This window comes from Marinoscillum pacificum, from assembly GCF_024714495.1.
GTDB lineage: Bacteria > Bacteroidota > Bacteroidia > Cytophagales > Cyclobacteriaceae > Marinoscillum > Marinoscillum pacificum.
This window is the reverse complement of the sequence record NZ_JAMZMJ010000011.1, coordinates 120,408-140,908: the sequence shown is the minus strand read 5'-3', so window position 1 is coordinate 140,908 and position 20,501 is coordinate 120,408. Positions and strand designations below refer to the sequence as shown.

18 protein-coding genes are annotated in these 20,501 nt (G+C 39.9%); 12 read left to right on the top strand and 6 right to left on the bottom strand.

What is annotated here, in order from left to right; genetic code table 11:
* Positions 1-4 precede the first annotated feature (4 nt).
* Complete coding sequence (locus NXS00_RS20590) at positions 5-817, bottom strand: helix-turn-helix domain-containing protein (RefSeq protein WP_258101159.1); 813 nt, start codon at positions 815-817, stop codon at positions 5-7.
* Positions 818-958: 141 nt separating this feature from the next.
* Between NXS00_RS20590 and NXS00_RS20585 the strand changes: the two genes are divergently transcribed.
* From NXS00_RS20585 to NXS00_RS20565, 5 genes are all read left to right on the top strand, one after another.
* Positions 959-1,354 carry a YbjN domain-containing protein gene (locus NXS00_RS20585; protein ID WP_258101158.1) on the top strand — a complete coding sequence of 132 codons (396 nt, stop codon included), beginning with the start codon at positions 959-961 and terminating at the stop codon, positions 1,352-1,354.
* 29 nt (positions 1,355-1,383) lie between these two features.
* Positions 1,384-2,094, top strand: coding sequence for a PspA/IM30 family protein (locus NXS00_RS20580; RefSeq protein ID WP_258101157.1), 711 nt, complete (start codon positions 1,384-1,386; stop codon positions 2,092-2,094).
* Positions 2,095-2,212: 118 nt separating this feature from the next.
* On the top strand, positions 2,213-2,806 hold the full coding sequence (locus NXS00_RS20575; protein WP_258101156.1) for an OB-fold-containig protein: 594 nt from the start codon (positions 2,213-2,215) through the stop codon (positions 2,804-2,806).
* Between the two features lie 19 nt (positions 2,807-2,825).
* Positions 2,826-4,991 (top strand): flotillin family protein, encoded by a 2,166-nt coding sequence (locus NXS00_RS20570; protein WP_258101155.1) that lies wholly within the window; start codon positions 2,826-2,828, stop codon positions 4,989-4,991.
* Between the two features lie 66 nt (positions 4,992-5,057).
* Positions 5,058-9,953 (top strand): DNA repair ATPase, encoded by a 4,896-nt coding sequence (locus tag NXS00_RS20565; protein WP_258101154.1) that lies wholly within the window; start codon positions 5,058-5,060, stop codon positions 9,951-9,953.
* A gap of 285 nt (positions 9,954-10,238) precedes the next feature.
* On the opposite strand, the gene NXS00_RS20560 is transcribed toward NXS00_RS20565, so the two are convergent.
* On the bottom strand, positions 10,239-12,614 hold the full coding sequence (locus NXS00_RS20560; RefSeq protein WP_258101153.1) for a VIT and vWA domain-containing protein: 2,376 nt from the start codon (positions 12,612-12,614) through the stop codon (positions 10,239-10,241).
* Positions 12,615-12,841: 227 nt separating this feature from the next.
* Here NXS00_RS20560 and NXS00_RS20555 point away from each other — a divergent pair, with 227 nt between their 5' ends.
* The 7 genes from NXS00_RS20555 to NXS00_RS20525 all read left to right on the top strand — a co-directional run bounded on the left by NXS00_RS20555 (position 12,842) and on the right by NXS00_RS20525 (position 17,498).
* Positions 12,842-13,336, top strand: a complete 495-nt coding sequence (locus NXS00_RS20555) for a GbsR/MarR family transcriptional regulator (RefSeq protein WP_258101152.1) — start codon at positions 12,842-12,844, stop codon at positions 13,334-13,336.
* A gap of 69 nt (positions 13,337-13,405) precedes the next feature.
* Complete coding sequence (locus NXS00_RS20550) at positions 13,406-13,768, top strand: hypothetical protein (RefSeq protein ID WP_258101151.1); 363 nt, start codon at positions 13,406-13,408, stop codon at positions 13,766-13,768.
* 10 nt (positions 13,769-13,778) lie between these two features.
* Positions 13,779-14,144: a hypothetical protein gene (locus tag NXS00_RS20545; RefSeq protein WP_258101150.1), complete on the top strand. Its 366-nt coding sequence runs from the start codon at positions 13,779-13,781 to the stop codon at positions 14,142-14,144.
* A complete protein-coding gene (locus NXS00_RS20540; protein ID WP_258101149.1) occupies positions 14,141-15,034 on the top strand; it encodes a polyketide cyclase in 894 nt (297 codons plus the stop codon). The genes NXS00_RS20545 and NXS00_RS20540 overlap by 4 nt, the downstream gene beginning before the upstream one ends.
* Positions 15,027-15,947, top strand: coding sequence for a TIGR01777 family oxidoreductase (locus NXS00_RS20535; RefSeq protein WP_258101148.1), 921 nt, complete (start codon positions 15,027-15,029; stop codon positions 15,945-15,947). The genes NXS00_RS20540 and NXS00_RS20535 overlap by 8 nt, the downstream gene beginning before the upstream one ends.
* 102 nt (positions 15,948-16,049) lie before the next feature.
* Positions 16,050-16,760, top strand: coding sequence for a YqjF family protein (locus tag NXS00_RS20530; RefSeq protein ID WP_258101147.1), 711 nt, complete (start codon positions 16,050-16,052; stop codon positions 16,758-16,760).
* Positions 16,761-16,781: 21 nt separating this feature from the next.
* The gene (locus NXS00_RS20525; protein ID WP_258101146.1) at positions 16,782-17,498 is read left to right on the top strand and encodes a hypothetical protein; all 717 of its coding nucleotides are present in this window, start codon (positions 16,782-16,784) and stop codon (positions 17,496-17,498) included.
* A 30-nt stretch (positions 17,499-17,528) separates the two neighbouring features.
* Here the strand turns inward: NXS00_RS20525 and NXS00_RS20520 are convergent, their stop codons facing one another.
* From NXS00_RS20520 to NXS00_RS20505, 4 genes are all read right to left on the bottom strand, one after another.
* Positions 17,529-18,353, bottom strand: a complete 825-nt coding sequence (locus NXS00_RS20520) for a receptor L domain-containing protein (RefSeq protein ID WP_258101145.1) — start codon at positions 18,351-18,353, stop codon at positions 17,529-17,531.
* A 147-nt stretch (positions 18,354-18,500) separates the two neighbouring features.
* Positions 18,501-19,049 carry a dihydrofolate reductase family protein gene (locus NXS00_RS20515; RefSeq protein ID WP_258101144.1) on the bottom strand — a complete coding sequence of 183 codons (549 nt, stop codon included), beginning with the start codon at positions 19,047-19,049 and terminating at the stop codon, positions 18,501-18,503.
* 10 nt (positions 19,050-19,059) lie between these two features.
* A complete protein-coding gene (locus tag NXS00_RS20510; RefSeq protein ID WP_258101143.1) occupies positions 19,060-19,488 on the bottom strand; it encodes a VOC family protein in 429 nt (142 codons plus the stop codon).
* Positions 19,489-19,610: 122 nt separating this feature from the next.
* Positions 19,611-20,321 carry a hypothetical protein gene (locus NXS00_RS20505; RefSeq protein WP_258101142.1) on the bottom strand — a complete coding sequence of 237 codons (711 nt, stop codon included), beginning with the start codon at positions 20,319-20,321 and terminating at the stop codon, positions 19,611-19,613.
* Positions 20,322-20,501 lie beyond the last annotated feature (180 nt).

Genomic DNA, 20,501 nt, shown 5'->3' with positions numbered 1-20,501 from the left:
TCGCTTATTTAGAAACTCCTTTTTTGATTTCCTCTACAGTTTTTTCCAGTATGAGAACGCGTTCTTCCAGCAAAGTAGGAGGATTTAGGTATGTTGAGTATGCAGCCTCGATATGCCAAATTTCCAATATGTCCTCTTTGGGTATAGACATAGCAGGGTAATTCGGGTCATCTGTGATTAGCGTAATTTGAGAAATATCGAATGATCTTAATCTTCGAGTGGTGATGCTTTCTTTGTGTACGATGGATACTGTTTTACCTACTAGGTTTTCCAGATTTTCCAATGAGTGTGATCTGCCCACTAATAAATCTCCGTGGTGTAAACCTTGTTGGTGGTATTCCATTTCACTGCCGTTCATTTCGAAGGCTCTGAGATTGTTAGGGTTATCAATCGGTAATTGAATTACTGGAAGTTTGTTGAGAAAGTCTGCTGTTTGGTAATTGACAATGTAGTCTAGATAATGATTATTTTTAACCAGCGGAATTCCGGTTTTGCTGGCTATTGCTTCAGGATATTTGCTCGTAGGTTCCAGATTGTGGGCTTTGTCAAGCTTCTCATTTAACCGATCCAGGCTATAGATCTCACTTACCGTAAGCTTTCTGGTAAGCAGTACATCAATCGATATTCTAAAGTGATGAGCTATTTGGATGATTGTATCAATTTTAGGCTCAGATCTCCCTTCTTCATACGCACCAATACTTGGTCTCGCCAGATTGAAAAGAGATGAAAATTCAGCTTGACTGATTCTTTTGACTTGTCTTATCTTTTTGATGTTCTCACCAATAAAAGATAATTTTTTGCTAATATTTTGAGCCATGCTATAACTTTTGTCATTATCTTTCGTAAAATTACTTATGATTTCGATATCAAAGCTATCTAATTGAGAAAACTTCGAAGTAATCATACTCAATCAGTGGCGTAATTAGTATTTTCGATCATCACCTAAATGACAACTTACATGAACTCACATTTTGAAAAAATTAGAGAGTACTTATTGGAACTTGACTATCACATAGTCCAGCAGGATGAAGCAGAAGGAGTGTTCGTCATTGAAAATGAGCATCACGGGATTAAGAATGTTGTCTTGATCATCGCTGATCCGATTTTGATTGTAGAGCAGTATCTTTTTGAAATTAAGAGCGAGACTACTGAAGTTTTCAAAGAACTCTTGAAGAAAAACAGGGACATTATTCATGGCGCATTTGCCCTGGATGATACCGGTAAGAAGGTGTTGTTCAGAAATACGCATGAATGCGAAAATCTTGATCCAAATGAATTGGAGGCTACTTTAAACTCTCTGAGTTTACTGTTGAGCGAATATGCCGATGAATTAATCAGATTTAGCAAAAACTAAGAATTGAGTCATTACTAAAATTTAATATCATGAATGTTTTTAAGAGACTATTTAAGGTAGGAGAAGCCGAGACACATTCAGCCATTGATAAATTGGAAAATCCAATCAAGATGACTGAGCAAGGTATCCGCGATTTAAAGAAAGATTTGGATGAGAGTCTTAGATCTTTAGCTGAAGTAAAGGCAATGGCCATTCGCGCTAAGAATGACGTGGAAAACAATCAGTCAAAGGCTGAAGAATACGAAAGCAAAGCTTTTGCCTTGTTGAAGAAAGCACAGTCTGGTGAAATCAGCGAAGCTGAAGCAGACCGATTGGCTACTGAAGCATTGAAGAAAAAAGAAGAATTCGCTAACGCTGTTCTTACGAGCAAATCGGAGAAAGAGCGTTTTGATAAGAACGTGAGCCAACTGGAAGCCAATGTGAAAAAGCTGAAATCTGATATCAGTGGATATGAGAACGAGCTGAAAACGTTGAAAGCAAGAGTGAAAGTAAGCGAAGCTGCTACTAAAGTAAATAAGCAAATGGCACAAATCGACTCTTCTAGTACCATGGCCATGTTAGAACGCATGAAGGACAAGGTTGCTCAGCAGGAGGCACTTGCCGAAGCATATGGTGATATCTCTCATGAAAGAAAAACGCTGGATGATGAGATTGATAAAGCATTGGATGGCTCTTCTTTGAAAGCCTCTGATGAGTTGGCTGCTATGAAAGCCAAGCTTGGCATGAACAAGGATAAATAAATATCCTTCCTTTTGGTTGAACCTATCAACTTCATGATGATATTTGAAAGTGTTCGGTTTGATGCCTAACCAAGCCGGCACTTAGATCATTTTTTACCCGATACATAACTGTTTAACTATGAAAGAGCTCCTCGAATTTGCATTTAGTGGAGTAAACATAATCCCCACTTGTTTATTCATCTTTGTACTCGTCTATTGGCTCATAGTAATACTGGGAGTGCTAGATATCGACTCTGTGGATGTAGATGTTGATCTTGATGTAAACGGATTTGCTTCGGTACTGGCGTTTTTTAACCTGGATCAATTACCACTTATGATCTTCTTAACCTTTTATGTAATCCCGCTTTGGGTAGTTACTTTAATTGGGAATGACCTGCTTGGGTTTAACTCCTTTTTGACAGGCCTGATTGTATTTACGCCATCAATGATTGTTTGTCTCTTTGTTGCCAAATTTCTCACTATTCCATTCGCTCTTTTTTTCAAAAAAATTAAGAGTGAAACTGAAGCTGTGGAAAATATAGTCGGTAGTATCTGTGTGGCCAAACTCCCTATCACAGCGGATCGAAAAAGCCAAGCGGAAATCAATGTTGGTGGAACCTCCATCCTGATTAATGTTAAAACAAAAGAAGGCCTGGTTATCGAAAAAGGACAAACTGCCCTTGTTATTGACCATGTCCAATCAGGTAATTTTTATTACGTAGAACCTTATTAATCTTAATATACTTAACCTTATGACTTCATCTGTTATGACCACAGGTGTGATCGCGATCAGTATATTTCTTATTGGAATTATTGTCGCTTTTGCACGAATGTATAAAAAAGCCCATCAGGGCCAGGCTCTAGTCCGTACTGGAGTAGGAGGAACCAAAGTGTTTTTCAACGGAGCAATGATTTTCCCTATTATCCATAAGCTGGAAATAATGGATATCACGCTCAAAACAATTGTAATTGCAAGAACAGGTCGTGAAGGACTTGTCTGTAAAGACAATATGCGAGCTGATATCAAAGTTACCTTCTTCCTTAGGGTCAATCAGACCATTGAAGATGTGAAGCAAGTGGCCCAATCCATTGGTAGTCAACGAGCTTCTAATCATGAGCAACTGGAGCTTCTTTTTGACGCAAAGTTCTCAGAAGCATTGAAAACGGTTGGTAAAAACTTTGAGTTCGTTGAGTTATATACAGGTAGAGATAATTTCAAACAGGATATTTTGAACATTATTGGTACTGACTTGAATGGTTATGTATTGGATGACTGTGCGATTGACTATCTGGAACAAACATCCATGAACGAGCTGGATGAAAACAACATCTTGGATGCAGAAGGTATCAAAAAGATCATTGACTTAACATCTGCTCAGAAAATTCTCTCTAACCAAATTGAAAGAGAAAAGGAAAAGACCCTTACCAAGCAAAATGTTGAAGCTAAAGAGACTATTCTAGAACTAGAAAGACAGCAGGCTGAGGCTGAGGCTCGACAAAAGAAAGAGATTGAATCAGTCCAAGCAAGGGAAGAAGCTGAAACAGCTAAAGTCAAAGAAGAAGAGCGCTTAAAGTCAGAAAGAGCTCGAATCAAAACAGAAGAAGAGCTACATGTTGCAGAAGAAAACAAGCTTCGTGAAGTCTTAGTGGCTGCCAAAAACAAAGAGCGAACTGAAGCTGTAGAAAATGAGAAGGTAGACAGAGCTCGTCTATTGGAACTTACCGAGAAAGAACGTTTGGTAGAGATCGCTCGCATTGAGAAAGAAAAAGCGGTAGAAGAGGAAAGAAAGAATATTCAGGATGTTATCCGTGAGCGTGTATCCATCGAGAAAACGGTGGTGGAAGAGAAGGAGCGCATGAAAGATATCGAGGCGATTGCTCAGGCAGATCGTACGAAGAAAGTGGCCATTACTCTTGCAGAGAAAGACGCAGAAGAGGCATTGGTGAAAATGATCAAAGATGCGGAAGCGAAGAAACAAGCTTCTGAGCATTTAGCTAAGCAAAAGTTAATAGATGCTCAGGCTTCTGAAAACGCTGCGATCCACGAAGCTCAAGCGAAGAAAACATTGGCAGAAGCACAAGCTGCTGAAGCTGCTGCAATCGGTATGTCAGAAGCGCAAGTGATGGAAGCGAAAGCTGCCGCTAGTGAAAAAGAAGGGGATGCTGCTGCCGCTATCATCGAGATGGAGGCAATGGCGCAAGCGAAGGGAATCCGCGAAAAAGGATTTGCACAAGCTGAAGCAGATGAGAAACTTGGAAACGTTGCTGCTAAAATTGCTCTTCAGAAAGGTGAGTCTGATTCTAAGGTAGTAGAATTGATGGCACAGGCAGAAGAGAAGAGAGGTCTTGCAGAGGCTAAGGTGATGAGAGAGAAATTCACTGCAGATGCTGAAGGAATTAAAGAGAAAGCCGAAGCGATGAAGTCTTTGGACGAGAAAGGTAAATCACACGAAGAATTCAAGTTGAAGCTTGCTACTGATAAGGAAGTTGAGTTGTCAAGAATCGCAGTTCAGGAGCAAATAGCCCTTTCTCAGGCGCAAGTAATCTCTGAGGCGTTGAAAGCTGCGAATATCGAAATTGTAGGGGGTGAGACGATGTTCTTTGAGCAAATAGTAGGATCCATTACGAAAGGAAAATCAGTGGATAGACTAATGCATAATAGTGAGGTATTGACTCAGGTGAAAGATACTTTCTTTAGTACTGAAAGCGGATCTAACTTCACTGAGAGACTTGGAGACTTCATCAAACAGTTTGGGCTGAATTCTGAAGATATCAAAAACTTAAGTGTATCCGCGGTATTGCTTCAAATGGCGTCCAGAGCGACTACAGATGACGAGAAATCAATGGTTCAGCGACTTGGAGAAGTAGCTAAATCATTAGGCATCACCAACGAGCCAGTTTCTAAACTAGGCTTGTGATAACCTACCCGCCCTCAATCAGGTTGAGGGCTAGATTTTTCTTTGTCCACTTATTCTGAAAAAATCATGGCTGAAAAAGAGGCTAACCAATCTCAAAACCTTGAAGCGGGTACCTATGAGCTGCTGAGAGGTAGAATAAATAATCACTCTGGTGTTTTAAAAGAGCGCCTGACAGCATTGAATGAGGAGCGCAAGACCGTATTTGGTACAATCGAGACCAAAGTTCTGGCCACTGAGCGTATCTCCACGTCCAACAACTGTATTCCGTGGGACATGTATTCCTTTGAAAACAAGCTGTTGTTTGGTTACAATGTGCATGTTGGGTTACGAAGTGAAGTACAAATTGGTGATGTATTCAGTTTCTATGAGTACCAGTCAGATCGTAGTTTTGGAGAATCTAAAGTAGAATCACTTCTCAGCGATAAGACATTCTTAGATGATTTTCACAAGCTTTATAAATACTACAAACACGCCAAGTTTTTAAGATTTGCTACAGTAGGTCCGTATCTGTACATGGTTTTTCGGATAGGAAGAGATGTTGCAGATGTGAAGACTTTCAAGTGGCAGGTGAATGGTGATAAGCTTACTTACATTGACAATCGTAGCGATCACGAATACAAGTTTCCGCCTCAACATGAATTTGAATGGACAAAAACGACTAGAGATGATTTTCGTGAAGGCGTTCATCCACACGTATCCATCAAGGATCGGGTTTTTGTAGAATGTGTCGGCGGAGATCTAACCATTAAAATAGAAGACAACACCGCGGATGGTCAAGGAATCTATCGTGAGGATGTGGTGAACAAAGACCAGACATTGGTTGATGCGGACTTTGCTTATTCCGAAATAGGAAATTTAATCCTCATCAAAGCAAAGCCTTACCAGGAAAAGGAGCGTTATCTCATTTTCAATGAGAAGCTGCATGAGGTCAAACGATTGGATATCATTGCTGAATCGTGCGTATTGCTTCCAGATGATCAAGGACTGATGTTTAGCAAAGGTTATTACCTGCAGTCTGGAGAGTTCAAGATTTTTGATATTGGGTTAGAGAACATGTTGTTCGAGCGTAGAATCACTTCCATCAATGGAGAAGATTTTATCTATGTGTTTTACAATCGAGAAGAGGGGATTTACCTGTTACTCAACTACAACATTATCTCGCAATCTGTAGACAGTCCGATTATTTGTCACGGATTTACCATTTTCGAGAATGGTGAGATGTGTCTGTTCAAAGCAGATGCAGAGCCTAAGAAACATCATGCCATTCAGATTTGGCAAACACCTTTTACCAGTCCGGATTTCCAAATCAAGAAACCTTCGGATTCCTTTTTACAAAAAATTGGAAATAAGGAAGTGGTAAGTGCCATGGCAGAGTGCCAGGATGTGATCAACCTGTTGTCCAGAGACGATATCTATGCAGATTTGTACCTGGATGTGATTAAGAAAGCGACCGATGTAATAGATACCTACCATTGGTTAAGCACAACTGGAGAATATGATTTGGGATCTCCTTTAAAAGAAATTCGGCAGGTAGCAGAATCTGCTGTTCGTGAGTACGAGAAAGTTCGTAAAATTCAGGAGAGCTCTAGTCAGCGTTTGGAAGAGCTCCATGAACAACGTAAGCAAATACTCAAAAAGGCAAAAGCTTCATTTGGCTCTATCAACGCCTATGTTGATTTATTGAGTACTATACGAGAGGTGCGTGGTGCGGTGATTACCGCCAAGGAGATGCGATACATTGATCAGGGGAAACTTGATCAATTCAACGAAGACCTTTCTAATGCAAGTGATACGGTTTCTGAGTCTTGTGTGAGATTCTTAATGCAAGAGCACGCACTAAAACCATTCGAAGAAAAAGTCACAGAATTTAAGGCTCAAATTGAAGCAGTTGAGAAGGTGGTGTTGGCGGATGAATTGTTGACCAAAGGAGACAAAATCGCCAATGAATTGGATTTGCTGATAGAGACAGTAAGTAATCTGAAAATTACCGATGCGACTCAAACAACGGATATTATTGAGAAAATCTCGGATATCTATGGTCGATACAATCAATCTAAGGGAGCACTTGCCAACCGACGAAAAAAACTACTCTTTGAAGAAGGAAAAGCAGAATTTGCCGCGACCATTAAGCTTTTGGAGCAATCGGTAACCAACTATCTGGATATCTCCGATTCACCAGAACAATGTGATGAGTACCTGACCAAATTGGTTGTTCAGATTGAAGAACTGGAAGGCCGTTTTGCCGAGTTTCCAGATTTTCTGGACCTGATCACACAGAAGCGTGAAGAGGTATACAATGCTTTTGAGAGTAAGAAAGTCTATCTGACTGAGCAGCGAAATAAGAAAGCCAATCAGTTATTCCAATCAGCTGAAAGAATCTTAAAGGCGGTTCGAAATAAAGCAGATACGATAAAGTCTAAACAGGAGATCAACGGATACTTTGCTTCTGATTTGATGGTGGAGAAAGTGAGAAATGTTGTTTCTCAACTGGTGAAAATGGGTGAAACTGTGAAGGGAGATGACCTTTCCAGTCAATTGAAAACCATTCAGGAAGATGTTATCCGTCAGCTCAAGGATCGTCAGGAGCTATTTGTAGATGGAGAAAACGTACTCCAAATGGGTGGTCATAAGTTTTATACCAATGAACTGGCTCTAGACCTGACCATTGTGGTGAAAAATAAGGTGCCATGTTTTCATTTAGCTGGAACGGATTTCTTCGAGCCTATCGAAAATGAAGAACTGAAGGCTTTGGGACATCTTTGGGATCAATCGCTAGTATCTGAAAATGAGAATGTCTATCGATCAGAATACCTGGCTTTTCAGCTATACAATCAGCTGATCTCCATCGGTTCTAAAGACTCCTTAACTGTAGAGAAGTATCTCGCAAAATCTGAAGAAGAACAGCTCAGCTATATTCAGAAAGAAATGAATTCCAGATATCAGGAAGGCTATGTGAAAGGAATTCATGAGTTTGATACGCTTTTAATACTGAATAAGTTGATTGAACTAAGCCAAGCTGCAGGAGTCATTCGATTTACGCCGGCATGTCGAGCACTAGCTAGTTTCTTTTGGACCAAATGTCTAGATGATGCTAAGCGAGATTTATTCTTAAGACAGATACGAGCGGCAGCTGTTGTCCTTTCTGTATTCCCTGGCAACAAGGATTTCGAAGACATCATAGATGATTTGGAGCATGAGTTGTCTCAATGTGAGCCAACCTATTATTCCCATCAAATCAAGTATAGCGAGGCAGCCAAGTACTTGTTTGAAGAATTGCTGAGTGGAGATGAGTTCACGATAAGTACAGGTGCAGCAGAGCTTTATCAGGCATTCAATAAACACCTGAAGTCAAAGAAAGCGGATCTGGAGTTCCAGCGATCATTGGATGCGATTGAAGTGCCCAACCTTACGGTTCGAATGATTAGACAATGGCTCAAATCGTATATGCCTGAGTCAGATGTAGATCTGTCCGCTTACATCGATGAAGTAGCGGTTTTGATTTTGAATAAGTCATTCATCGAATCGCGTGTCAAGAAAATATCTGTCGTTGCAGATTTGGAGCATTTGAAAGGCTCTCACGAAGTGATTCAGGATGGAAACTACCATTTTCATCTGTCAGACTTCCTGCAGAAACAGGCCACATATGTTGAGGAGGTTGTTCCTGGATACTTGCGCTTACAACAACTGAAAAAACAGCTTTCGGAGGATTATAAGAAAGAACTACGATTGGAGTCGTTTCGTCCGAGAGTGTTGTCATCCTTTGTGCGAAACAAACTGATTGATAAGGTTTATTTCCCGTTGATCGGAGCCAACCTAGCAAAGCAAATTGGTACAGCTGGTGAAGCTAAGCGTACCGACTTAATGGGGTTATTGCTCTTGATTTCTCCTCCAGGATATGGTAAGACTACTTTGATGGAGTACATCGCCAGCCGATTGGGAGTGGTTTTCATGAAAATCAATGGTCCGGCTATTGGGCATGAGGTGACGTCCTTGGATCCTGCTGATGCGCCAAATGCTGCTTCTGCTGAGGAATTGGAGAAACTCAACCTTTCTTTCGAAATGGGGAATAATGTGATGATCTATCTTGATGATATTCAGCACTGTAATCCGGAGTTTTTACAGAAGTTTATCTCCATGTGTGATGCTCAGCGTAAGATAGAAGGAGTTTACAAGGGCAAGACCAAAACCTATGATTTCCGAGGAAAGAAAGTGTGTGTGGTCATGGCTGGAAACCCTTATACGGAATCAGGAGACAAGTTTCAGATACCTGATATGCTTTCAAATAGGGCGGATATCTACAATCTCGGTGATGTGATTGGAGATTCGGAGGAAGTGTTCAAATTGAGCTACATAGAAAACTCTCTGACATCCAATTCGATTTTGAGTCGATTGGCTTCTCGTAGCATTGATGACATCCACGGAGTGATCAAAATGGCTGACACAGGCTCTTCTGAAGGAATTGATTTTCAAGGAAATCACACTGTGGAAGAGTTGGAGGAATATGTGGCCATTGTCAAGCACTTGTCAGTCGTTCGTGATGTGATATTGGCAGTGAATATGCTGTATATCAAGTCAGCGGCTATGTCGGATGAATATCGAGTGGAGCCTGCATTTAAGCTACAAGGTTCTTACAGGGATATGAATAAGATTACCGAGAAGGTATTGCCAATGATGACGCATCAGGAAGTAGTAGGAGTGGTTCAGTCACACTATGAAAATGAAGCACAAACGTTGACATCCAATGCAGAAGCAAATATTTTGAAGTTTAAACAGCTCACTAATGAAATGGATGAGGTAGCTAAAGAAAGATGGCAACACATCCTGGAAAACTTCATGAAGCAGCAAAAATTGAAAGGTTATGGTCAAAACGCTCAGTTAGTTGAGGGAATTGAATCCATTGCTGATAAACTTCATGATATTTCTGGAAAAATTGGTGGAGCATCCACAACCAAGAAGAAATAAGAAAGAGGCTGTCTCAAAATCAATTATTAAGTCATCCTGAACTTGTTTCAGGATCTTTAATTTTCCGATTACCCACTATTAGATTCTGAAATGAATTCAGAATGACCATAGGTGAAGACTTTTGAGACAGTCTCTTTTCTTTTTAACTCAAGTGATGACGAAGCGAAGCTTGTCACATCCTGACTTCACGTAATTGGGTACCGCTGCGGCGGACCGTCCTGACATTCGCCGGCTGGCGAATCGTCAGCCCTTCGGGCAAATTATGCTTTAATGCTTAATTTGGGTTTAATACAACCCTAACTCAACCCAAATCCTTTCCCTGATTTCGATGATCTCGAGACTATCTGGATAGTGCATGATGGTTATTTCAGTTAGTGTGATAGCGTCAACGTTCATTCCACTTTGGTACAGAGAATCGATAGCTGAGAGATATTCATCAATTGGGTACTTGATGTTTAAATCAAACAGTTTGTTAAATGCTGATACATTGGTGTTTAGATGTTTGATGCCAATCTCACTTGATGCTTCATCTCTCGCATGGATTTTTATTAAATAATAACCCATAGGAGCGTTAAATGCTTCATAATTGATCCAATAGTATTCTTCAAATACTTCTTCACGCACCAATTCATTATTGTAAATGTCCTCAATAACTACTGTATACATATTGCTCGGGGTGCCGTTATTTTGCCATCTAAGAAGGCTTATGGGTCCACTTACTTCTGACTGTACAGGTAGGAATGCCTGGATTTCAGAGGATCCGCTTGCTCTGCTGACAGCACCTGTTGCATTCATTCTACCTCGATAGCTGTTTTGATTGTATCCAGGATTGTCTGGTAGGGCTAAAGGTTGTTTTAAAGAGGCCATCATTGGTGAAATGTTAGCCACCTCATTATCCATTGCTACGAAGGAAGTGTATGGAGTCAATAAATGATACTTCAATCCGATATTGGTGACTTCATATTTTAGTTCGTTTCGATTCTCATAAAAGTCGTCCAGATCCTGAAGTTTGTTTCGTGCCCATAGGTAGCGAAGTGCAGGATTTGTTAAACTGGAGTCATTGGGAGTATTGACTGTTTCATGATAGGGATCTGATCCTGTATTGCCGAATATGATAATGTCATCAGTCATGGAGCCTTCGAATTTGCCATAGATCGTCAGTGGACGATCACTCAATACATCAGGAATACTGATTGGGGAGAAATCATAGACTTTGTTGTCTTTGAAATCAATTTTGATGTTCGTTAATGCAGGTCGCTTGATATAATTAGCGAGTTGATTCACTTTCTCGCTAGCCAGTGCGGCATGCGTTACAATGAATTCTTCACCCATTCCTGCTCTAGCCACGCCTTCAATTAAGAAATGATTGACCGACGATCCTATCCCAAATGCGAATACATTGGCTTTATTTAGATTTTCCCTGATTTCTCTGAAGACCTTTTGTTCCGCTTCTATATGCCCATCCGTTATAAGGATAATGGATCGAGAATAAGGAGTTTCGGGCATAGATCGATAAACGTCTCTAAATGCGGATGCCATGTTGGTGCCACCACCAGATATCCTGGAGCGCATGTATCGCTGGGCTTTTTTAATGTTGTCTGTGGTGGCTAATTGACTTTCCCGAAAGAGTTTATCGCTTGCGCCTGCAAATGGCAAAACATTGAATAGGTCATTAGGTCGGAGATCGTCTAAAAGATTGAACATTAGTTCTTTGGCGGTTTCCATGGGAAACCCGTGCATGGAGCCTGATACATCCACAACGAAAAGGTATTCTCGTGGAGGAACAGCTTCTTTTGCTACATATTTTGGTGGTTGTATTTGAAGCATGAAGAAGTTTTCCGTTTCACCTTCATGAAGAAGTAATCCACTGGCTAGTGCCTCACCTCTCAGCCGATATTCCAGTATGAAATCACGATTTCCAGCAAACTGCTCGGTTTGGCTTAACTGAGTTGTCCAGTGATGCTGATCGGAGACATTCAAATCGATTCTGTGGGTGTTGGATTTAGCTTCAGCTATTGGAACAGGAGATGCGATAGCTACCTGAATAGCTACTGAATAAGGACTTTCATTAGATAACACATAGCTCGGTGTGACGTGGCTTTGTTCTCCATGGTTTTCACCACCGTACCGTTCACCGATGGTAGTCGGAATCATAAGCTGGTATTGCCCATCGATGCTCTCAACGTATTCAGTGTATTGCAGTGTTACCTCAATGGTGTCGTTTGGCATAATGTTGCCAACAGTCATTTGAAATACGTTAGGTCTAACCTGCTCCAGTAAAGAAGCCCTTTTTCCTTCTTGTACTGCTTCAGTGTACGTCTCTCTTGCTTTATACTTTTCTTGAATTTTAGCAACAACTATTCGCTCACCAATTTTCATCGTCAATCCATATACTGCGGATTTAGAGGAGCCAGGAAACACATAAGTTACCTCCAAAGGCGTGTTGAATGAATTGATGAATGTTTGGGTGAGATTGACATCTGCAATGGTGCCGGCAATCCGAGAATCAACGGAGTAGCTCTGTAATGGTAGCCGAGAAACTCCAGTATGTTCTGGAACATGGCATTCAAAATAGGGAATGCTTCTTTTGATAGATTTAGTTTGTTGTGCCGATAAGGCATTAGGTAGTAGTGCTACTAGTAGCACAATTAGTCTTGTCATGGCGAATGAATTTAGACAGTGAAAAAAGGTGATTAGAGCAATATTTGTGCCTAAATATGAAAATGTAAAGAATAAATTGTGTTTAAGTAATTTAAATAGCGTTAAATTCTAACCAATTTAAGCTATGTGCTAATTCGATATTGCTGAGTTTCGGTCAATCCTGTGCTTCCTAATAAGCTTTCAAAAAGTTTTGAAACTTTAGAAAATAACTCTACGTTTGTATCACTATGCAGTATCAAGACGCAAAACAGAAATTCATTCAAGCCTGGGGTACCCTTGGTTCTAACTGGGGAATCAATAAGGCGATGGCTCAGATTCATGCGTTGTTGATCATTAGTCCAGATCCATTGACGGCAGATGAAATCATGGAAGAGCTGCAGATGTCACGTGGAAATGTGAACATGAACGTACGTGCGTTGATGGATTGGGGAATAGTAACCAAAGAAAATAAAGTTGGAGATCGCAAGGATTATTTTGTAGCCGACAAGGATGTATGGGAACTGGCAAGACAAGTGTCTCGAGAGCGTCGTAAAAGAGAGATTGAGCCGATCATCAAGGTATTGAATCAAGTGCAGGCTGTGGAGGGCTCTGGAAAGCAGGTAGAGGAGTTCAAAGAGGTTACTCATGAGCTGAAAGACTTCTCTGAGAAGGTGGATGGTGTGCTGGATAAGTTTGTGAAATCAGATCAAAACTGGTTTATCAAGCTGCTGATGAAACTGTAATATTTTTTTGAAAATAACTTTCAATTATTTCTGAAAATACAATAATTAATAAAACTAAAATCTATAATCATGAACTATTCTATTTTAACCTACGGCGTGTATTTACCGATCACAGTGATTTTAACCGTTTGGGTTGCTAAAACCTTATTCAACAATGGTCGCATCTTTCTGGTGGACATCTTTCATGGCAATGAAGAGCTGGCCGATAGCGTCAATAAGCTATTGATTGTTGGATTCTATTTAATCAATGTCGGGTATGCGGTATTCACACTGCAGATCATCGGAGACATTGATTCTGTACAAGCAGTGATTGAAAAGTTGAGTCTGAAAGTGGGGGCAATCATTTTGATCCTTGGTGCCATGCATTTCTTCAACCTGTTTGTGTTCTTCCGATTAAGAAATAGAGCCAAGGCAGAAGTAGCAGTCCATTAATTTCAATATCATGAAAGAGCTTCATTTCTACTTTCAAAGTGTGATGATCATTCTGGCCCTTGCTCTTGCCGCGCAAGAGCCCAACTTGAGTGATGTGTATGGGTTTGCAGTGTTCTTACAGTTTATTCTAGGTTGCTATCAATATGGAATGAGTTGGTTTCTGATGCTCAAGTTGAAAAAGAAGTCTAGACTGTTGATTATCTATTTCATTCTGGTTCCAATTTATTTTATAATGCTTCTCATATTAGGACAGGAGTATTTCGAGTGGCAAGGTGATTCATTTTTGTATATGCTTTTTGGCGTTCCCTGGATTTTGGCCATCTTTTTTCTAGTGGTTATTGAAGAATTGTTACGACGAAAACCTGTAATGATATGAAGTCTAATGTGATTAAATACCTTATTAATTCCAGTTGGTTTTTAACAGGAATGGTTCTGACTTTGGGGTTTATCCTGCTTCATTTAGAGTTGATCAGTTATGGAATTTCGTTCTTTATTTTTTTTCCGTTCTTTTTAGGGTTTGCTGTTGGTACACTCGATAAGAACGGTAGAATCTGGAGTTCTCTTATTGTTGGTGTAATTGCCTTTTTAGGGACATTATTGACTTTGGGATTAGAAGGTCTGTTTTGTGTATTGATGGCTTTTCCGCTATTTGGTGTTTCGGTATTAGTGGGACATTTTGTAAGAAGTAAATTGATCAAAAAGTCAAAACCTGATCAACAGATTAAAATCTCATTTATTCCATTACTTGGTTTGATCTTGATGGATAATGTAGAACAGCATTTAGCTCCGAAACCTCAATTGGAAGAAATTGAGAGTTCGGTAGTTCTTCCTTATGATGCAGTGGAGGTTTTTCATATGGTGAAGCAAATGGATACTCTCAATGCTGATAAACCAATTGCACTGAAAATTGGATTGCCAACTCCTTACAAATGCGTTTTGTATGGTGATACTGTTGGATCCTTAAGAGTTTGTAAGTTTCAGAATGGTGAAATAATAGCTAAAATCAAGGCTTATAAACCAGGAGAATCATTAGAGATGGAGGTAATTGATTACACACTAACTGGGCGAGAATGGTTTCATTTTGAAGAAGCCTCTTATGATTTTGAAAGGAATGGTGACTCTACAAAAATTACCAGGAAGAGTTCCTATTCGTCTGTTTTGAGACCAAGATTTTATTGGAAGCCGTTAGAGATTTGGGGAATAGAACAGGAACATCGATTTGTCTTGATGAGTTTGTATAAAAATTTAAAGGAAGCAAATGAATAAGATCATCATAGCCGGAGGAACAGGGTTTCTGGGTCAGTTGCTAAGTGAAAACTTCGTGAAGCAAGGCTTTGAAGTAGTTGTTCTGACCAGAAAACAAGTAGAGGATCAAAATGGTATCCGATATGTAAAATGGGATGGAAGATTGTTTGGAAGTTGGACGAGAGAACTTGAGAATGCAGATGTCCTCATCAATCTTAATGGCAAGTCTGTGGACTGTCGGTATACAGAAGTCAACAAACAAGCCATTTACGATACACGGATCCAGGCAACGTATATCCTTGGTGAGGCGATCAAAAAGTGTCAGGCCCCACCAAAACTTTGGATTAACGCCTCTTCAGCTACCATCTATCGCCATGCAGAAGATCGAGAAATGGATGAAGCAACGGGAGAGATTGGAGATGGTTTTTCAGTTGATGTTTGCAAGAAATGGGAACGAACGTTTTTCGAATTTGAAATGCCTAACGTCAGACAAGTTGCTTTGCGAATATCCATTGTTTTGGGAGCTAGTGGAGGAGCTTTGATTCCATTGAAAAGACTGACACAATTTGGATTGGGTGGACGTCAAGGAAGTGGAAAACAATACTTCAGTTGGGTGCATGAGCAGGATTTTGTTGCAGTAGTCAATTGGGTCATACAGAATGAAAGAGCTACAGGAATATACAATGTCGCGTCTTCAAATCCTGTTCCGAATGCAGTAATTATGAAGCAGTTGAGTAAAGCATTGAAAGTGCCTTTTGGTTTACCTTCACCTAAGTGGTTGCTCACTATTGGTGCCTGGTTAATAGGTACAGAAACAGAGTTGATTTTGAAAAGTAGAAGAGTGGTGCCTACTCGATTGAGAGAAGAAGGGTTTCAATTTATTTTCTCTACCATTGCTGAAACACTGGAAAACGTCACTTCCCGAATCGTTTAAAGTAAATAAATATCTTGTCGTTTATTTTGACACGATTACAGGGGAGTCTCATTTAGTAGTTGATAAATCTCGATTTGACATCAAAACACAATAGGTTTGACTATGTCTTTTCTAAAAGCAGAGTGGCGCAAACTAGCCATGTTCAATTATGTAATTGACCCGAAGATTTTGGAGCCGTATGTTCCGCCAGGTACGGAACTGGATGCATTTGAAGGAAAATGCTACGTGAGTTTGGTCGGATTCATGTTTCAGAACACCAAACTGTTAGGAATTAAGGTGCCATTTCATATCAATTTTGAAGAAGTCAATCTCCGCTTTTATGTGAGGAGGAGAGAAGGTGCACATTGGAAACGTGGTGTGGTCTTTATTAAAGAGCTTGTGCCTAAACCTGCTATTACTTTTGTGGCTAACACAATTTACAAAGAGCATTACGAGACGGTGCGAATGGGTCATCAATGGGATAAGAATGTTTCAGTTCTTGATGTTAGCTATTTCTGGCGGAAAGGCGGCAAAAGACATTTCATGCAGGTAGTTTGTGAAAGCAATTCAATGCCAATGATCGCTGGGTCAGAAGAACAGTTTATCGCTGAGCATTATTGGGGATATTCCAAAGGGCCAAAAGGAACTACAGTGGAATATGAAGTGAAACATCCGAGTTGGGAGATATATCCCGTCCAATCCTTCAACGTAGATGTAGATTTCGAACAGAATTATGGCTCTCGATTTGCTCTTATGAATTCACTAGAGCCAACAAGCGTTTTGTTGGCCGAAGGCTCTGAAATCAGTGTGGAGAATAAGCGAGTGATAGAATGACTTCTTAAGTAATTTTGCTGCATGGAGTCAGAAAATCAGCTATCGAGGATCAATGAAGTCGAGCGAAACACTTTGCAAAAAGAGTTGGAGTCGCTCAAGGCTCAGTTGAGGGAAGTAGAGCAAGTTACAGAAGCTTTTGAAGCGACACTTAGGGCTGCTTTGATCGAAGAGTTGATTTTGGAGCAGGAGCTTACAGCATTATATAAGGAGCAGAAGAAGGCTAAAAAGGAAAAACGCCTGGAGCAGAAGAAGCGTGGTAAAAATTATAAAGAACCTAAGGGGTTAGTTCCGCAAACTAGACCTTCAAAGGTAACTTCAAGCTCAGAAGAAGCAAAGGCTCTGAAAAAGCTCTATCGCGAAGCGATGCTGAATGTGCATCCGGACAAATTTACCATGCAGGAAGATAAACAAGACCTTGCTCATGAAGCCACAACTCAGCTCATCCAGCTGTATCAGCAGGGAGATTTGGCTGCACTACAGGCTTATGTTAATCATATTCTTGCAGTAGGCTTGGTTCAGAAGGAAAGCGCTGCGAAGCTGGTAACGGCTGATGTGGATATGCTGGCGCATCTTAAGAATGAAATTGCTCGTTTACAATCGGAGTTGGAAGCAGCAAAAAATAGATACACCTACAAGGTTTGGACCACTTACGAGGATCCGAATACTTTTATCGATGAGCTGCGAGAGTATTACCTCGACCGAATTGCGAAAATGAAGAGAAGAACAAGAAGTAAGTAGGCTCTACTTACTTCTCGTCATAACATGATCTTATTGACTACAGTTTCCTTCTTTCAATTCAGTTTGAGTCGGATTGTATGTATTATCATGTACACTGTATTTTCCAGAGTAACCATTGTTAAATACTTCCTGAATCCCACAATAGTCAGCCAGTTGGTCGTTTTCCCAGATGGCTATGTAATGACCTACAGATTTTAAGCCTCTCAAGCCATCTAAATTGGACATCATAGGATTTTGGAAAATATTCATTACGGTGTCTATAGAAACTACGTTTTGTAATCCTTCCAAAGAGGCCAAGGATGCATTGTCTCCGATATCTACTATTCTATTTAGAATGGTGATTTTTTCTAAACCTTTTAAGTCTTGGAGTTTGTGATTTTCAGTCAGATATAGGTCTCTTCCAATTTCTTCTAAATTGGCCAATGCTGCCAGACTTTCCAGGTTGTCGTTATCCCAAATAAAAGCACCTCCTTCGATGACTTTAAGATTGTTCAATCCATCGAGGTTCGTCAGATTCGAATTAGAGACAATTGATAAATCGCTCGGTACTATCTCAATGTTTTCAAGTCCTTCCAGACTAGTAAGGGCATCATTAGAAAAGATTTCTAGATCATTGTTGACCTGAATAATATTACTTAATCCCTTTAAATTAGTAATGTCATCATTACTGCGGAGTAAATTTCCGATTGTGAGATGTCCATTGATGATTGTGATTGGCGAGGAGGCCATGGCATCAATTTCTTCTTGAGTTGTCAGTTTTAAGTTGCCTTCGTGTACATTACTCGGTGCAGAATCTTCTTCTTTGCATCCTTGAAAAATGAAGATAATAAGTACTAAAAATGCTATGTAGCGCATAGGTGTAATATATAGTTAACAAAAATTTAAGTGTTCACTTATTAACTACATATCTGGGGGTACTAACTTGCTGAAGGTTAGTAATTCATATCTGGCATCAAATATAACGTATTAGTAATGTGATTATCAAAATAAACGGCAAGATGTTTACTCACATTTTTGATAATGAAGGATTATTGCTCCGGATTTAAATGTTTTTGTTTTGGTTAATTGAAAAACAGTACGATCAATGTTTTCATCAAAAAGTGGTAAACCTTTTCCTATAACTACCGGGTGAATACACAATTGGTATTCGTCAATTAGTTTTAGCTTCATCAGCTGATTGATCATGCTTCTGCTGCCGACCAAAATGTCTTTTCCAGATTGATTCTTGAGGTCTTCTACAATTTCCTGAATTGGTTTTTGTGCCAGGGTTGCAGTATCCCAATGAGGGTTACTTAGAGTATGAGAAAAGATTACTTTAGGTATTCGATCAATAGCTTTAGCAAAATCATCCAAGGATGAATCTCCTGACGGTTTATCCAGGAATGGTTTCCAATAGGACATCAATTCAAACGTAACCCTCCCATAGAGTACTACTCCTGAGTTGTTGAGCAAACCGGTATAATGATCATGGAGTTCCTGATCAGCTATGCCTGCTGTATGATCGCAGAACCCATCTATAGTGGTATTGATCGCAGCAATTACTTTTCTCATGTTATGAAAGTTAGGCGTTTGGATTGCAGTCAAGCATCCATTGCACACCAAACTTGTCAGTGAACATGCCGAAATAAGATCCCCAGGGGCTATCAGCTAGAGGCATTTCGATCTTACCACCTTCGGAGAGTCCTTTAAACAATCGATCAGCCTCATCTCTGCTGTCTACATTGATGGCAATGCTGTTTCGATTGTCTTTTTCGTTTACCCTACCCATTACGGATAAGGTGTCACTTCCCATCAAGAGGTTATGATCACCGATAGGCAAGGCGATGTGCATTATTCTTTTTTTGTCTTCCTCGGCTTTAGGGTGGTCAGGGCTAGCGAAATCTCCATAGCGATTTATCGCAGCAAACTCGCCACCGAATGACGCTTTGTAAAAAGTAAATGCTTCTTCAGCATTACCATTAAAGTGAATATAAGGATTGATTCGAGTCATATTTTCTGATTTGTTTTGCGTTATTTGACAAATCAAATGTCTGTAAAATATGCTGAATGCTCTTGCCGTAAATGCGACTAACTGACAGGTGAATTGCGACTTATTGTTTCACCGTGATGCTGTCATTCATCTGAACTTTTTGAGAGTGTCCAATCATGCTGCATGTCATAATTGGCGGTAATAGTTATTTCCTTTTTGGTAGCAATTTGGTAAAGATGCAATTCAAGTTTTCCACTCAGTGATTGACTTCCTTCTACGTAATACTTACTGTCTTCTTCACTTCCTAATTTGTCTGCAGAATCAATTGTGACGAAATTATTTTCTTCTGACAGGAAAACATATTCCTCTGCAATCTCTTCAGTAGCGTTTGCTTCTAAATAGCTCTTGTACAAGCTCTGATCAAGAAAATCTCCTATCAATTCGAAACTTTTTGTCGTAAACTTGGTGGTATCAAAGTATCCTTTTACTGGATAGCTTCCAGTGCTTAATTCCGCTGATGTATAATCGGAAATCATCGCCAAACTAAGATCAAATGGGAATTCTTCGTATAACTCATCATTCCAGTAAATATTCAATGTCGTTGCAAGTTTTTCGTTGCCTATTGCATTAGAGCTTCTGAGTTCGTAGTTGGCATTACCAGTTTGATCATTTATTGAGATTTCAAATGATGGTTCTTCGTCAGTGGTATATTCTTCTATTTCCGCTTCATCGTACTCTGTGTATTCATCTTCTTCATAATCGGATTCTGAATTGGTTTTGCTTCCGCCAGAGCAAGCAGATAGTATGATCAATATAGTTAGGAATGAGTATAATTTGATTCCTGGTAGTTTCATATAAGGAGTGATTTAAGTGTTAAAAGAGATCAAGCTCTTTGATTAGTTCAAAACATTATTTGTTATATGCAATTTAAGCTATTTTATTAAATGACGAATAATGTACTGTGTGTTGATGTAAAGAATGTGTTAATTCTACGGCCAGGTTTGTGCGCCGAGTTAGAGTCCTAATGAACCTGT

Bases quoted from the DNA above. Each gene is read 5' to 3' on its own strand.
- NXS00_RS20570 (WP_258101155.1), top strand. From the start codon at position 2,826: ATGACTTCATCTGTTATGACCACAGGTGTGATCGCGATCAGTATATTT.
- NXS00_RS20580 (WP_258101157.1), top strand. From the start codon at position 1,384: ATGAATGTTTTTAAGAGACTATTTAAGGTAGGAGAAGCCGAGACACAT.
- NXS00_RS20510 (WP_258101143.1), bottom strand. From the start codon at position 19,488: ATGACTCGAATCAATCCTTATATTCACTTTAATGGTAATGCTGAAGAA.
- NXS00_RS20525 (WP_258101146.1), top strand. From the start codon at position 16,782: ATGGAGTCAGAAAATCAGCTATCGAGGATCAATGAAGTCGAGCGAAAC.
- NXS00_RS20530 (WP_258101147.1), top strand. From the start codon at position 16,050: ATGTCTTTTCTAAAAGCAGAGTGGCGCAAACTAGCCATGTTCAATTAT.
- NXS00_RS20575 (WP_258101156.1), top strand. From the start codon at position 2,213: ATGAAAGAGCTCCTCGAATTTGCATTTAGTGGAGTAAACATAATCCCC.
- NXS00_RS20545 (WP_258101150.1), top strand. From the start codon at position 13,779: ATGAAAGAGCTTCATTTCTACTTTCAAAGTGTGATGATCATTCTGGCC.
- NXS00_RS20555 (WP_258101152.1), top strand. From the start codon at position 12,842: ATGCAGTATCAAGACGCAAAACAGAAATTCATTCAAGCCTGGGGTACC.
- NXS00_RS20505 (WP_258101142.1), bottom strand. From the start codon at position 20,321: ATGAAACTACCAGGAATCAAATTATACTCATTCCTAACTATATTGATC.
- NXS00_RS20590 (WP_258101159.1), bottom strand. From the start codon at position 817: ATGGCTCAAAATATTAGCAAAAAATTATCTTTTATTGGTGAGAACATC.
- NXS00_RS20535 (WP_258101148.1), top strand. From the start codon at position 15,027: ATGAATAAGATCATCATAGCCGGAGGAACAGGGTTTCTGGGTCAGTTG.
- NXS00_RS20585 (WP_258101158.1), top strand. From the start codon at position 959: ATGAACTCACATTTTGAAAAAATTAGAGAGTACTTATTGGAACTTGAC.
- NXS00_RS20540 (WP_258101149.1), top strand. From the start codon at position 14,141: ATGAAGTCTAATGTGATTAAATACCTTATTAATTCCAGTTGGTTTTTA.
- NXS00_RS20560 (WP_258101153.1), bottom strand. From the start codon at position 12,614: ATGACAAGACTAATTGTGCTACTAGTAGCACTACTACCTAATGCCTTA.
- NXS00_RS20520 (WP_258101145.1), bottom strand. From the start codon at position 18,353: ATGCGCTACATAGCATTTTTAGTACTTATTATCTTCATTTTTCAAGGA.
- NXS00_RS20515 (WP_258101144.1), bottom strand. From the start codon at position 19,049: ATGAGAAAAGTAATTGCTGCGATCAATACCACTATAGATGGGTTCTGC.
- NXS00_RS20565 (WP_258101154.1), top strand. From the start codon at position 5,058: ATGGCTGAAAAAGAGGCTAACCAATCTCAAAACCTTGAAGCGGGTACC.
- NXS00_RS20550 (WP_258101151.1), top strand. From the start codon at position 13,406: ATGAACTATTCTATTTTAACCTACGGCGTGTATTTACCGATCACAGTG.